Here is a 15,490-nt window from a genome sequence, read left to right on the forward strand (position 1 = left end):
TGGGAGGTATTATTTATGCAATATTTAGTTGTAGCACTTTTAGGTGCTTTAGCAGCAATACTAGCAAATGCTGGTATAGCTGTTTTCAATGATGGTTTTAGAGCTATAGTTCCTGAATACCTAGAAGGTAGAATGGACAAGAAAGCTTTAGCAGCAACATCTTTTGCAATAAGCTTTGGATTAGTTATTGGTTTTGGTATTCCGGTATCAATAGCTGCATCTATAATCTTAATTCACAGTATATTATTAGGTACTGATATTATTGGATCTTTCTGTCCAAGTGGTAAAAAGGGACTAGTTATATCTGGAATAGTTGGAGCTCTTTATGGAGTAGGTATAGTTTATGGATTACAATTTGTTGTTGATTTATTTGCAAAGCTACCAGTTAATTTCTTAGATTCATTAAAACTAGTTGGTACTCCAATTACAGTTGCATTTGCAGTATTCCCAGCATTGGTTGTATCTTATCAATTTGGAATTAAAAAAGGATTCCTTACAGGAATAGTTGCTTTAATAGTAAGACAAATAACTGCAATATATGGAGTTTTCACTATAAATGGAGCTAAGGTTAAATTAGATCAAGAAGGTATGGCATTACTTGCAGGTATGATAATAATGATTGCTTTTGCAATGAAGGAAAAACCAGATCCAAATGCACCAAAGATTGATTTAGCAGCACTTTTTGAAGAAAGAGTTAAAAAAATCAAAAAGAACTTACCTTTATTAGCTTTAATGGGTGGATTAGTATCAGCAGCAACTAGTTTAAGCCTAGTAGCTGGAGACCCTATTAGTTTAAATCTTTTAGCAGAAGGAAAAACAACTGAAGCTGCAATGACAGCATTTGCAAGAGGTATAGGATTTATACCACTAGTTGCAACTACTGCAATTTCAACTGGAGTATATGCACCAGCAGGTATGACATTTGTATTCGTTACTGGATTCTTAATAGGAAACCCAATACTAGCATTTGTTGCAGGGGCAGTAGTAATGACTTTAGAAATTTTATTCTTAGATGTTATGGCTAAGATGATGGACAAGTTCCCAGGAGTTAGAAAGTGCGGAGATAACATAAGAACAGCTATGAGTAAAGTACTAGAAGTTGCTTTATTAGTAGGTGGTGCGATGGCAGCTCAAGCAATGGCACCAGGATTTGGATTATTCGTAGTAGTTGGACTTTATGTATTAAATAAAACTTCAAAGAAGCCAATAGTAGATATGGCTGTTGGTCCAGTAGGAGCAATTACAGTAGGAATTTTAATTAACATATTAAACTTAGTTGGATTATATGTAGTTCCTAAATAAGAATTAAATAAAAATTAGATAAATTTTACTTAATTAAATAGAGAGGTAGCATAATAACTTGCTACCTCACTTTTAAAATAAGCATAACTTATTCAATAACTAAAATGTTATAGAAGTACATATACTCCAATATATAATTTCCTTCCTTCAGCTTTGAAGTTCACCTATGTAATTTTTCGATGACTTGGAGCGAAGGGACGGAATAAGTAAAATTACATAGATAAACTTTTTTATAAGGAGATATTTATATGAATAAAGAAATAATTTATTGTCATGAACATATTACTATAGATTTATCAGGCGTAAAAAAAGATGCGGATTGTTTTTTAAATAATAAAAGACAAACAATAGAAGAGTTTAAAGATTTAAAGGCTAAAGGAGTTTCTACCATTATAGATGTTACTAATAGAGGAATGGGAAGAAGTACTGAATATGTTAGTGAAGTTATTAAAGAAACTGGTATAAATATTCTTCAAGCAACAGGATACTATAAGGAACCATTTCTTCCAGAAGAGGTTTATAAGATAAGCGAAAAAGAAATGGCAAAGCTTTTAGTAGATGAAATAGTCAATGGGATAGATGGGACACAGGTTAAAGCAGCTGTTATAGGAGAAATAGGAACTAGCTTAAATAAAATAGAGGAAATGGAAAAGAAAGTTTTTGAAGCTTCATGTAGAGCACACTCTGAAACAGGAGCACCAATAATAACACATACAACACTTGGAAAATTAGGATTAGAGCAAATTGAAATATTTAAAGAGTTTAACGTTGACTTATCTAAAGTTACATTAAGTCATATAGATCTAAGTGGTGATTTAGAATATATGTTTAGATTAGTTGATACAGGAGTAAATATAGCATTTGATACAATTGGAAAAAATAATTATCAGCCAGATGAAAAGAGAGTAGAGTGGTTAAAAGCTCTTTGTGAAAAAGGATATAGCAATCAAATAGTTATGTCTATGGATATTACAAGAAAATCTCACTTTAAAGGAAATGGTGGACTTGGTTATAGTTATTTAATAGATAACTTTTTACCAAGATTATATGAAAATGAAATTTCTAACAAACATATAGAAAATATGTTAGTTAATAATATAAAAAATATATATAACCTTAAGTAGGAGGAAAATCTATGAGAACATACCCATTACACTCAATAAGTTTAGATGAAGCAAAGAAATTACAATTTAAAATAATAGATACAATAACAAAGAATTTTGATGGACAAGAAATATTATCCCTAGGGGACTTAGGTGTTGTTAAGGGATTAAATAAACCAACTTATACTAAAAAAGTAGAAATGGTTTTTGCAGAAGTATTTGATGCAGAAGCAGCAATATTTGTTAGAGGAGCAGGAACTGGAGCTATAAGATGGGGATTAATTAGCTTTATGAACAGCGGAGATACTATTTTAGTTCATGATGCACCAATATATCCTACTTCAAAAGTTACTATTGAAACTATGGGACTTAAGGTTATAAAAGCTAACTTTAATGATTTAAATGATGTAAAAGATGTTATCTTAAAAAATCCAGAAATAAAGGGTGCTTTAGTTCAAAATACAAGACAAAAAATAGATGACTCTTATAATTTAGAAGAAGTTATAACTACTATAAAAGAAGCTAATTCTAACATAAAAATAATTACTGATGATAACTATGCTGCTTTAAAAGTAAAGAAGATAGGTAACCAATGTGGAGCTGATCTTGGAAGTTTTTCTTGCTTTAAGATATTAGGACCTGAAGGTGTTGGTGTTTTATTAGGAAAGAAAGATCTTATAGATAAGGTTTATTCATTAAATTATTCAGGGGGAAGTCAAGTCCAAGGACATGAAGCAATGGAAGCTTTAAGAGGACTTGTATATGCACCAGTTTCATTAGCAATTCAATCAGAAGTTAATGAGGAGCTTGTAACTAGATTAAAAAGTGGAGAGATCCCAGAAATAAAGGATGCTTTTCTTGCTAATGCTCAATCAAAAGTATTATTAGTTGAATTAAAGGAAAATATAGCAGAAGAAGTTTTAGAATTAACAACTAAATATGGAGCAGCATCACATCCAGTAGGCTCAGAATCAAAATATGAATTTGTTCCAATGATGTATAGAGTTTCTGGAACCTTTAGAGCAGCTGATCCTACTTTAGAAAAGAGAATGATAAGAGTAAATCCAATGAGAAGTGGAGCAGATACAATAATAAGAATATTAAAAAATGCAATTGATGACGTTAAAAAAGAAATTAAGTAAGGGGGAGTAAAGATGTTTCTTGAAAAAACTATAGAAAGAAATAGGGAGTTAGTTCAAGCTGCATTTAAGCTCCATAAAGAAGGATTGATAATACCTGATACTTATGTTATTGATTTAGATACTTTAATAGAAAATGCTAAGAAACTTAAAGATGAAGCAGATAAGTATGGGATAAAGCTTTATTTTATGACAAAACAAATAGGTAGAAATCCACTTATTTGCAAGGAATTTATGAAGCTTGGCTACGATGGAGCAGTAGTAGTAGACTTTAAAGAAGCAGAAGTTATGATTGATAATGGAATTAAGATAGGTCACGTAGGACACTTAGTTCAAATTCCAAAGGCTTTAATAGAAAAGGTAGTTAAATCTAAACCAGATTATATTACTGTTTATTCAGTTGAAAAAGCTAAAGAAATTAATGAAGCCTGTGAAAAGCTTGGATTAAAGCAAAATATAATGCTTAGAGTTTTAGGAGAAAATGATAACTTATATTCAGGTCAATATGGAGGATTTAAGCTAGAAGAGCTTAAAACAATTGGAGAAGAGTTAGTAAAGCTTAAGAATTTAAATTTAGCAGGAGTAGCTTCATTTCCATGTTTCTTGTTTAATGAAGAAAGTAATAAGATTAAAAGAACAAATAATATAGATACAATTAAAAAGGCTAAAGATATTTTAGAAGAGACATTTAATGTGAAAATAGAACAATTAAACATGCCATCAGCTACTTGTGTTAGCTCTATAAAGAGTATATACGAAGAAGGTGGAACTCATGGAGAACCAGGTCATGGTTTAACTGGTACTACTCCATATCATAAGTTTAATGATGGAGTGGAGCTTCCAGCTATGGTTTATGTAAGTGAAGTATCACATAACTTAGCAGATAGATCTTATTGTTATGGTGGAGGTCATTATAGAAGATCTCACATGGAAAATGCTTTAGTTGGTGAAGATATAGATAATTCAAAAATGATTAAAGTTATTCCACCAACAGATGAAAGTATAGATTACCATTTTGAACTATCAGAAAACTGTAAAGTATCAGATACTGTAGTTATGGCTTTCAGAACTCAAATATTTGTAACTAGAAGTAACGTAGCTTTAGTTAAAGGAATTAAAGGTGGAAATCCAGAAATAGTTGGAGTTTATGATTCGCAAGGAAGATTAGTAAAATAGTGATAGATTAAAGAAATTGCTGATAAAAATCTATTGAATCATAAATATAGCTACTATAAAAATATAAATAACCAATATTTAAAATAAAAAATAGTTAAAAGAAATGGATGCTGAGGATGGGATAGTACTACAACCTTGTGCTGAAGTTTCTTTTAATTATATTCAAAATAGGCAGTGCTATACGCACATGTTGATATGGGGCCTGCTCTAGAGAGAATGAAACCATAAAAACTTTCTCATATGTGATTGTAACTATCATATCAACAAAAATGTCTAACACAGTGAAATATTGAAATTAATATTTTACTAAATAAGAAGAGGAGGAAGATTAAGATGAGAAAATTTGTTGTAATTGTACTCGATGGTTTTGGAATTGGAGAAATGGATGATGTTAAAGAAACAAGACCTCAGGATATAAATTCAAATACATGTCTTCATATATTAGAAAGAAGAAAAGATGTAACTTTACCAAATCTTGAAAAGCTAGGTCTTATTAATATATTAGGAACAGAAATAAATGGAATGAAGGAAAATCCACATGCAACTTTTGGAAAGGGTAAGTTAACTCACTTTGGAGCAGATACTTTCTTTGGTCATCAAGAAATAATGGGAACAAAACCAAAGATGCCATTTAGAGAGCCTATTAAAAATAAAATAGAATCAATATATAATGCTATAAAAGAAGCTGGATATAAAGTTGAATATAAAGAGGGAAATAAGGAGAAATATCTAGTTGTAGAAGATGCACTTACTGTTGCAGATAATATAGAATGCGATTTAGGTCAAGCTTTCAATATTACATCAGCATTAGATTTAATACATTTTAGTAAGGTTTTAGAAATTGGACATATAGTTAGATCTATTGCAACAGTTCCAAGAGTTATAACTTTTGGAGGAAAAGGAATTACTTTAGAAGATATATTAAATGCAGAAGAAGAAAAAGATGGTGGATATATAGGAATAAATGCACCAAAATCAGGGGTCTATGATAATGGATATGAATGTATTCATTTAGGATATGGAGTTAATCCTAAAACTCAAGTTTCAACAATACTTTCTGAAGAAAATATACCAGTTTATTTATTAGGAAAAGTAGCAGATGTAGTTATAAATGAAAAAGGAACAAGTATCCCTATGGTAGATACAGAAAAGGTATTAAAGAGAACAATAGAAATATCTAAAGAAGTAAAAGAAGGATTTATATGCTGTAATGTACAGGAGACAGATTTATCAGGACATGCGGAAAATATTGATAGATATGCAGAAAAACTTCAAATATCAGATAAGCTTATAGGTGAGCTTATAGAAACAATAACTGGAGATGATATACTACTAGTAATGGCAGATCACGGAAATGATCCAACAATAGGGCATAGTAAGCATACAAGAGAGATGGTTCCAATTATGATATATGGAGAAAATATTAAAGAAGGAACAGTTGGAGTAAGGGCAACACTTTCAGATGTAGGAGCAACAGTTGCAGATTACTTTAAAGTAAAAGCACCGGAAAATGGAGCAAGTTTCTTAAATAAACTATTATAAAATTTGTACTTTAAGTAGTATAAACTTTTTAAAGAGACAAGGATAAATATTATATATAGGAAAATTAAATAATTCAATATAATGGAGAAATTAAAATGAAGAAATTTAAGGTTAATAAAGGATTAATAAATTTAATTTGTTTTTATTTCTCCATTGCTTATTTTATAGAGGTGAAAAGTTATCTTTAATTAACAAGGAGGTTACCTAAATGATGGATTGTAAAACAAAATTATATAAGACTAAAATTCTAGCAGAACAAAATTTATATAAATCTGTTATTTCAATAAATAAAACCTTAGAAGAAGAAGAAAAACACAAAGAAAAAGAATATTTAACCTTTGGTGTTAAAAATACTGTGGATATACCTATAGAGGTAGTGGATAAATTGAGGAAAAATTCTAAATATTTATTCACTACTGTGGATAAGATGTCTCATATTGGTAGAAGTGTGGATACTGATTTAATTAATCCTTTAACTTATAGATGTATGACTGGATCAAGTAGTGGAACCGCAGTAAATATTCTTAAAGGAATTAATGACTTTGGCATAGGAACAGATGGGGGAGGATCAGTCCTTGCTCCTGCCCTTAGTACTAATTTGTATTCTTTTATAGGTTCAGGAATAGGATTAGTTACAGGTAAAGAAGGCTTATCCACAGATAGTATATCTTTTAATGGAGGAATTGGGATAATTTCTAAAGATTTACCTGTATTGAAGATGGTAGTAGAAGATATTATCCACAAGGAAATAAATTATAAACAAAAGAAAACGAGAGTATTAATACCAGCATATAATTGCTTAAAGTTACCAGATGGCATAGATATGAGGTTAGAAATAGATAAAACAATATCTAATATAAACAAAGAAGAATTTGAGTTTAAGGAATACTTTTTTGAGAATATTTATGAAAGAAGCATAGGAATAAAAGAAATTAAATATATTTTTGAAAATGACATGGCAGACATTATTTTAACCTATGAAGGACCAATAGATGTTTATGGCTATGATGAAACTATTCAAAGAAGCTTTAAAGGAAAAGCAGAAAAAGAAATTACTTCAAATGGTGGAAAAGCAATAGTAAAGGCAGCAAATATGTGTAAGTGTACAGCTTTAACAATTCCAGGAGATAAACTTGCTAGTGGCTTTGTAATATGTGCAAAAGAAGGAATGGATGGTTTAGTAAATGCATTTAAGCTTGGAGAGACTTTAGACAATAATATAGAAAAGAATGAAGTTTTTAATAGATACTTTATAGAAAGAGAAAAATTTATTGAGCCTATAAAGATAAATTGATATTACATTTATATATTCACATATGAGAAAGGTTTTAGAATTTCATGAATTCTTGAGTAAATAATAGAAATTCTTAAAGTATATGAATTAGTGATTAAGCAATTATCATATAAAGATTTTCATATAGATAACCCTATATTTAACCTTTAGTTTATAAAGTGTGTATATAATATGATGACGACTTGGAGTAAAGCGACGGAGTAAGCCATATTATATACACACTTTTTAGGTAAATTATTCAATAGAAAATAAAAATTTATGTAGTTCTTTAGTAGTTCCTTCTATATCTATATTAGTATGATACATATCTGTAAATTCAGCACTTATAATATTTTTATCAGAAGGGAATCTTCCTTGCTCAATATTACTTAAACCCATTCCAAGTGCTTTATTTGAAATAGATATAATTTCAGAGTTTGAAAGATTAGTTGTAACTAATGGTAAAATATTGTTAACAAGACCTGGCATTTCAGTCAAACTAATGTCTTTAAACTTAACAAATAAAGCTTCTAGAACATCCCTTTGACGTTCAGTTCTTTTAAAGTCTCTTCCTTCTGTGTATCTTATTCTGCAATAAGCAGAAGCTTGGGTACCACTTAAAAGTTGTTTTCCAGCTGTAGTTATATGTTGAGTTTTAGTACCATTATTTTTATCAATATTATCTATGTAACTATTAATATATTTTAACTCATCTTGAGTTATCTCCATTTCTACACCACCAAGAGAATCAATTATCTTAGGAAGTCTTTTTAAATCAACTTGTACAAATTTATCTACTTTTAGGTTAAAGTTATAATTTATAGCTTTTAATATTGAACTAGGGCCGCCATCTAAAATAGTATAGTTTAAGTTCATTTTGCCACCATCAGGTAGATCTAAATAAATGTCTCTCATTAGTGAGCAAAGTTTTATTTTATTATTTTTAGTGTCTATAGACAAAATCATAGTTGCATCAGCAGAACTTACATCATAAAACTCTGAATAGTCACTTCCAAATAAAGCTATAGTTATAACATCATCAGCTTCTTTAGGGGCTTCCTTTCCAGTATCAGTAACCTCATTTCTATCTACATCAACTCTTGAAACTTTATTAGATAGATAGTATGTATATATTCCACCAGATAAGATAATCAATAATAATAGCGATGTTATTATTATAATAGTCTTTTTAAATAAAGATAATTTTCTCATAGATATTCCCTTTCTTTTTAATATTATTAAACAAAAACATAACAACATATTAAATTATTTAGAAGAAAAAAGCAATGTTTGGATTAATATAGTAAAATCCATTCAGTTGTTAAATTTTTTTAATTTTAAAAATACCTATTGCAAAATATGGTAAAATATAATAAAATATGTTCATAATATGAACGTGTACACAATTTGAACATGTATATATTGTGAACATATTCAAAAGGAATTATTAAAATTAGTAAAGGTAGGGAGAATTATGAAAAAGGTTTATGTAGCTATGAGTGCCGATATACTTCATTATGGACACTTAAATGTAATTGAGGAAGCAAGAAAATTAGGAGAGGTTATAATTGGTTTACATACAGATGAGGTCATATGTAAATATTGGAGAAGTCCTGTTCTTAATTATAATGAGCGTTATGAAATAATAAAAAATATTAAAGGCGTTTCAGAAGTTATATTACAGGATACTTTAGATCAAGTACCTAATTTAAGAAAGATAAAGCCAGATTATGTTGTTCATGGTGATGATTGGAAAGATGGGTTGCAATCAAATTTAAGACAAAGGGTTATTGATGTTTTAAAGGAGTGGAATGGTGAATTAGTAGAAATCCCATATACTAAAGGTGTATCAATAAGTAAGCTAGATAACATGTTAAATCAAATAGGGACAACGCCTCAACAAAGAATGAAAAAATTAAAGAAACTGTTAGGTGAAAAAAATCCAATTAGAATTTTAGAGGCTCATAATGGTTTAACAGGATTAATAGTTGAAAAGACTAGATGTGAAAGTGATGGGGAGATAAGAGAATTTGATGGTATGTGGGTAAGCTCTTTATGTGATTCAACTGCAAAAGGAAAGCCAGATATAGAGTTAGTAGATTTAACATCAAGACTAAATACTATTAATGATATTTTAGAGGTTACGACTAAGCCTATAATTTTAGATGGAGATACAGGTGGAAAAATTGAACACTTTGTTTATACTGTTAAAACCTTAGAAAGATTAGGAGTGTCTGCAATTATTATTGAAGACAAGGTTGGTCTTAAGAAAAATTCATTGTTTGGTACAGATGTAACACAAACACAAGATACAATAGAAAACTTTTGTAATAAAATTAAAGCTGGTAGAGAAGCTAGGGTTACCAGTGACTTTATGATAATTGCAAGAATAGAAAGTCTAATAGCTGGTGCAGGTATTGAGGATGCAATGGAAAGAGCAATGGCTTATGTAGACGCTGGTGCAGATGGAATAATGATTCATAGTAAGGAAAAGAACGGTAGTGAAATAATTGAGTTCTGTAGAAGATTTAGAAAATTTAATGAGAGGGTACCACTAGTAGTAGTTCCAACATCTTATAATCATATGACTGAAGAAGAGCTTGGAAAAGTAGGTGTTAATATAGTTATTTATGCTAATCATTTAATTAGAAGTGCATATCCTGCTATGGTAAAAACAGCTGAAACTATATTGAGAAATGAGAGATCTAAAGAGGCTTCTGAGCTATGTATGCCAATAAAAGAAATACTTACATTAATTCCAGGAGGAAAATAAAATGATAGATGTTTCTAATTTTTATGTGGAACTCACTAAAAATGAAATAGACTTTTTTACTGGAGTACCTGATTCATTATTAAAGGATTTTTGTGCTTATATTAAGGATAATACAAAAAGTGAAAATAATATTATAGCAGCTAATGAAGGAAATGCTGTGGCAATGGCAGCAGGGTACCATTTAGCAACTGGAAAAATACCATTAGTATATATGCAAAACTCAGGGCTTGGAAATGCTATAAATCCTTTAGCATCTTTAATTGATGAATTAGTATATAGTATTCCAATGATTTTAGTAGTTGGATGGAGAGGGGAACCAGGAATAAAAGATGAACCTCAGCATAAAAAACAAGGATTAATTACTAAAGAGCTTATAGAGATATTAGGAATTAAATATGAAATACTATCAGAAGATACTTCAAACGAAGAAGCTAAAATAATCATAGAAAAAGCTTACTCATATTCAAAACAAAATAATGAAGCCGTTGCTTTAATTATTAAGAAGGGGACTTTTGGGGAATATAGGTTAAAGGATAATGATGGTGGTAAATTTGAGTTATCTAGAGAAGAAGCAATAGAAATAATAATATCGAAAACTAAGGAGGATGATATAATAATATCAACAACAGGAATGGCATCAAGGGAACTATTTGAAATAAGAGAAAAAAGAGGGGAATCTCATGAAAAAGATTTTCTAACTGTAGGTTCAATGGGACATGCTTCTCAAATAGCTTTAGGTATTGCATTAAATAAAAAAGATAGAGATATTTATTGTATAGATGGTGATGGAGCTTTATTAATGCATTTAGGAGGATTAGCTATAATAGCATCTCAAAATCCTGAAAATTTTAAGCATATAGTTATTAATAATGGAGCTCATGATTCAGTTGGTGGACAAGAGACTGTGGCACTAAATTTAGATTTAAGAAAAACTGCAATATCATTAGGATATAAAGCTGCTTATAGTTGTTCAACTAAGGAAGATTTAGAAAGAATAAGTAGAGAAATTAAGGATATTAAGGGGCCAGTACTTTTAGAAGTAATAGTAAAAAAGGGTGCTAGGAAAAATTTGGGGAGACCAACTACAACTCCAATAGAAAATAAAGAAAATTTTATGAGGTTTTTGAATAAATAGTTGAAGGAGAGAATTTGAATGAATATAAAGAGAAATATATTGTTAAATCCAGGTCCAGCAACTACTACAGATACAGTTAAACTAGCTCAGGTTGTTCCAGACATATGTCCAAGAGAAAGTGAATTTGGTGATGTTATGGAGTTTGTATCTAAAGAATTAACATTATTTGTTGGCCCTTTAGAAGAGTATACTACTGTTCTTTTTGGAGGTTCTGGAACAGCTGCCGTAGAGGCTATGATTAGTTCAGTTGTAGGAGATGGAACTATATTAATAGTAAACAATGGGGCATATGGTCAAAGAATGTGTGAAATAGCCGAAAGCTATGGAATAAGTTTTATAGAATTTAAAAGTTCACCTATAAATTCTATAGACTTAGAGAAGCTTGAATTTGTAGTGAAAGATAGTAAAAATAAAATAACTCATTTAGCTGTTGTTCATCATGAAACTACAACAGGGCTTTTAAATGACATAAAGAGTATAGGAAAAATATGTTTTAAATATAATGTAGAAATGCTTGTAGATGCTATGAGTTCATATGCAGGAATGCCTATAAATATGAAGGATATGAATATTAGTTATTTGGCTTCAAGTTCTAATAAATGTATTCAAGGAATGGCTGGAATAAGTTTTGTAATTGCTAATATAGATAGTTTATATAAAATAAAAAGTATTAAGCCAAGAAATTTATATTTAAATTTATATAAGCAATATGAGTATTTTAAAAAGAATTATCAAATGAGATTTACTCCGCCAGTACAGATACTTTATGCTTTAAAACAGGCTATAATAGAAACTAAAGAGGAAACTATTGAGGAAAGATATAAAAGATATGTAAGTTGTTGCAATATATTATGGGATGGTTTAAAAGAACTTAACTTAGAAAGACTAGTTGATGAAAAAAATCACTCTAAGCTAATAACTTCTATAATTGAGCCTAAAATATATAAATATGATTTTGATGAAATGCATGATTATTTGTATGAAAGAGGATTTACGATATATCCAGGAAAAATAGATTCAAAAAATACATTTAGAATTGCAAATATAGGAAATATAAATGAAAGTGATATGAAAATATTTATAGATTTATTAAAGAAATATTTTGAAATGATAAAGAATTAATTACTATAAAAGAGTGGATGAAAAATAATTAAAGATTATTTTTTAATCTACTCTTTTATATATTTTAGTATATTTAGGTTTCATGTTGTAATATTAAAATTAATTGTATTATAGTGAATATATGTTAAAATTATAAGGAGATTAGGCACGCGGAGGTTGCATATTATGCTAAAATATAAACAAATTAGTGTTAGAGAAGCACAGTACATAATGATAGATATGTTAGTTGAATTTGATAGGATATGTAAAAAAAACAACTTAAATTATTTCTTAGATTGGGGAACATTATTAGGAGCTGTTAGACATAATGGATTTATTCCGTGGGATGATGATTTAGATGTTTCAATGCCTAGAGATGACTTTGAAAAGTTTAAATCAATAGCCAAAAAAGAATTAAATGAAAACTATTTTTTACAAACTCCAGAAACTGATACTAAATATAAGTATTTTTATATACCTATGAAAATAAGGCATAATCATAGTAAATATGTAGAAATAATTGAAAGTGGTGATGAGGGGTTTAGAAATGGTATTTATATTGATGTATTTCCATTAGATAAACTTCCTAAAGGAAAAATTAATTATAGATTACAAACTTTATATAAGTTCATAATGGAAAGATCAATTATTTTAGATAAGAGATTTAGTGAATTATCATTAAAAAGGAAAATTATTTATCCAGTTGTTTATTTTTTTGTAAAAGTACTTAGTATAAATAATAGAAGAAGTATAGAAAAGTTTTTTAGAGATAAATGTAAATCTTATGATAAACTATATTGGAGTGGTATTGATTTATATTTTAAGCAAATATATAAAGAGGAAGATGTATTTCCTATAAAAGAAATAGAGTTTGAAGGTAAAATATTCAAAGGACCAAACAGTCCAGATGAAATACTAAAAAGTATGTATGGAGATTATCATAAAATGCCGCCAGAAAATGAAAGGTTCAGTCATGCAAAGAGCATAGAAGTCGTGTATGATGAGGTAGAGGGGATAGATAAGTAATAATGTCAAAATCCATAGGAAAAAATATAATTTTTAAGTTACTATTAAATTTATTTAATATAGTCGTACCTATAATAATTGGACCATATGTTTATAGAAAACTAGGAGATACATTAAATGGATATATAACTTTTACAGACTCAATATATCAATATTTCTTTGTTTTTGCAAGTTTTGGCATTTATCAATATGGAATTAGAGAAATAAGTAGAGTAAGAGATAACAAAGATAAATTAGAAAGTGTATTTACAAGTTTATTTACAGTTACGATGGTAACTAATATTTTATCAACAATAGGATATGTTGTCTTTATAAATTTTAGATACTCAAATGAAGTTTTTTATTCTGCATGTATAGTTACAACCTTTAATTTTTTAGCTAATGCTTTTTATGTTGAATGGGTAAATGAGGGTCTAGAAAATTATGATTTCATTACTATTAAAACAATAATTGTTAGGTTAATATATACTATAGCTATATTTTTAATATTAAAGAGCTCAGATAACTATATACAATATTTATTATTAGTAGTTATTACAAATATAATTAATAATTTATTGAGTTTTATTTATGTAAAGTCAAAGATAAAGTTCAAGTTTGATAAAATGCATATTAAAAAGCATATAAGACCAATGTTTTTAGTAGTTATATTATCTAATGCGAATGTACTTTATACACAATTAGATAAATTTATGCTTGGAGAATTAGTTAGTATGGATTCTGTAGGTTACTATGGGTTAGCACAAAAAATAATGACTATAATAAGTTCATTTATGCTAACTATAGTGCAGGTAACTATACCAAGACTATCAAGTTATTTATCCAAAGATAAAGGAGAGGATTATTCTAAGCTATTAGATAAAATAACAGGCATATATTTTCTTTTTGTGTTTCCAGCAGCAGTTGGTATGTTTAGTTTATCTTATGAAATTGTTAAAATATATGGAGGGGAAGAATTTATTAGTGCAGCACCTATATTAGCGGGTTTTTCAATTTATATGGTAACAGTTGCATATGAAAATATAATTAGCAATCAAGTATTGTATATAAATGGCAAGGAGAAAGTACAAGTAAAAATTGTCTTTTTTTCAGGAGTTATAAATCTACTACTAAATATAATATTAGTAAAATATAATAAATTTAATGCAACTAATGCTATAATTACTACAACTATAGCTAACTGTATACTAATTTTAATAGAATATATATATATGAAGTTAAAATTAAAAATGAATATTAATCTATTTACTATAAATAAGTTAAAATATGGGATTATATCATTAATTTTTATACCTATTATTTATATATTAAAATTTTTAATACAAAGTGTATTTATATATACTATACTTAGTGCTACAGTATGTGGGATAATATATATTATTATTCTAATATTAACAAAGGATGAAGTAATAATTTCAATTAAAAATATAATTATGAGAAAAATTAAGCAAAATGTAACTAATAATTAAGTAATAGTAAAAATGACCTAAATTTATAGATTTAGGTCATTTTTACTATTACTGCATATCATTAAATATATAATCTCTCATTTGATATATTGTATCCTTTATATTAAAAACTAAGTGATAAACACCATTAATCATTTGTCCTTTGCAATAGTCATCCCTTAGACAATATGTAACAGATTACTAAAGTTGTTTTAAATAGTAAAGATCTCTTTCTTCTTTTAATGAACTGTTTTGACATAACCTAACATTTATTGAAAAGAAATTTTAACATAATATCTTAATAATAAACAGATTTGTATATTATTTATTAGGAGTATAAGCTATAAATGGTATATATTTGTAAAAAAGTTTTTTATTTAATTGAAAGTCATTGCTATAAAAGGTTAAAAAATGTATAATTATTAAGATAGTGTAAATATCATTCTATTTAATTTGTTACGAAGTCATTTTA

12 protein-coding genes are annotated in these 15,490 nt (G+C 28.2%); 11 read left to right on the forward strand and 1 reads right to left on the reverse strand.

Annotation, left to right across the window (positions count from 1 at the left end; all coding sequences use genetic code 11):
• Positions 1-15 precede the first annotated feature (15 nt).
• The 6 genes from ACH36K_RS04950 (at position 16) to ACH36K_RS04975 (ending at position 7,556) form a co-directional block, all read left to right on the forward strand.
• Positions 16-1,302 (forward strand): YhfT family protein, encoded by a 1,287-nt coding sequence (locus tag ACH36K_RS04950; protein WP_411169848.1) that lies wholly within the window; start codon positions 16-18, stop codon positions 1,300-1,302.
• A 248-nt stretch (positions 1,303-1,550) separates the two neighbouring features.
• On the forward strand, positions 1,551-2,426 hold the full coding sequence (locus ACH36K_RS04955; protein ID WP_411169849.1) for a phosphotriesterase: 876 nt from the start codon (positions 1,551-1,553) through the stop codon (positions 2,424-2,426).
• An 11-nt stretch (positions 2,427-2,437) separates the two neighbouring features.
• The gene (locus ACH36K_RS04960) at positions 2,438-3,547 is read left to right on the forward strand and encodes an aminotransferase class V-fold PLP-dependent enzyme (RefSeq protein ID WP_411169850.1); all 1,110 of its coding nucleotides are present in this window, start codon (positions 2,438-2,440) and stop codon (positions 3,545-3,547) included.
• A 12-nt stretch (positions 3,548-3,559) separates the two neighbouring features.
• A complete protein-coding gene (locus tag ACH36K_RS04965; protein ID WP_411169851.1) occupies positions 3,560-4,720 on the forward strand; it encodes a YhfX family PLP-dependent enzyme in 1,161 nt (386 codons plus the stop codon).
• Positions 4,721-5,053: 333 nt separating this feature from the next.
• Positions 5,054-6,262: a phosphopentomutase gene (locus ACH36K_RS04970; protein ID WP_411169852.1), complete on the forward strand. Its 1,209-nt coding sequence runs from the start codon at positions 5,054-5,056 to the stop codon at positions 6,260-6,262.
• Between the two features lie 208 nt (positions 6,263-6,470).
• Positions 6,471-7,556: an amidase family protein gene (locus tag ACH36K_RS04975; protein ID WP_411169853.1), complete on the forward strand. Its 1,086-nt coding sequence runs from the start codon at positions 6,471-6,473 to the stop codon at positions 7,554-7,556.
• A 234-nt stretch (positions 7,557-7,790) separates the two neighbouring features.
• Here ACH36K_RS04975 and ACH36K_RS04980 read toward each other — a convergent pair whose 3' ends face one another.
• Positions 7,791-8,747 carry an LCP family protein gene (locus ACH36K_RS04980; protein WP_411169854.1) on the reverse strand — a complete coding sequence of 319 codons (957 nt, stop codon included), beginning with the start codon at positions 8,745-8,747 and terminating at the stop codon, positions 7,791-7,793.
• Between the two features lie 262 nt (positions 8,748-9,009).
• Between ACH36K_RS04980 and aepX the strand changes: the two genes are divergently transcribed.
• From aepX to ACH36K_RS05005, 5 genes are all read left to right on the forward strand, one after another.
• On the forward strand, positions 9,010-10,308 hold the full coding sequence (gene aepX, locus ACH36K_RS04985; RefSeq protein ID WP_411169855.1) for a phosphoenolpyruvate mutase: 1,299 nt from the start codon (positions 9,010-9,012) through the stop codon (positions 10,306-10,308).
• A 1-nt stretch (position 10,309) separates the two neighbouring features.
• Complete coding sequence (gene aepY / locus ACH36K_RS04990) at positions 10,310-11,443, forward strand: phosphonopyruvate decarboxylase (RefSeq protein WP_411169856.1); 1,134 nt, start codon at positions 10,310-10,312, stop codon at positions 11,441-11,443.
• An 18-nt stretch (positions 11,444-11,461) separates the two neighbouring features.
• Positions 11,462-12,565, forward strand: a complete 1,104-nt coding sequence (locus ACH36K_RS04995; protein WP_411169857.1) for a 2-aminoethylphosphonate aminotransferase — start codon at positions 11,462-11,464, stop codon at positions 12,563-12,565.
• A gap of 165 nt (positions 12,566-12,730) precedes the next feature.
• Positions 12,731-13,570, forward strand: a complete 840-nt coding sequence (locus ACH36K_RS05000) for a phosphorylcholine transferase LicD (protein ID WP_411169858.1) — start codon at positions 12,731-12,733, stop codon at positions 13,568-13,570.
• 2 nt (positions 13,571-13,572) lie between these two features.
• Complete coding sequence (locus ACH36K_RS05005; RefSeq protein WP_411169859.1) at positions 13,573-15,039, forward strand: flippase; 1,467 nt, start codon at positions 13,573-13,575, stop codon at positions 15,037-15,039.
• The last annotated feature ends 451 nt before the right edge of the window (positions 15,040-15,490 follow it).

Source organism: Clostridium sp. MB05 (assembly GCF_046581255.1).
Taxonomy (GTDB): domain Bacteria; phylum Bacillota; class Clostridia; order Clostridiales; family Clostridiaceae; genus Clostridium.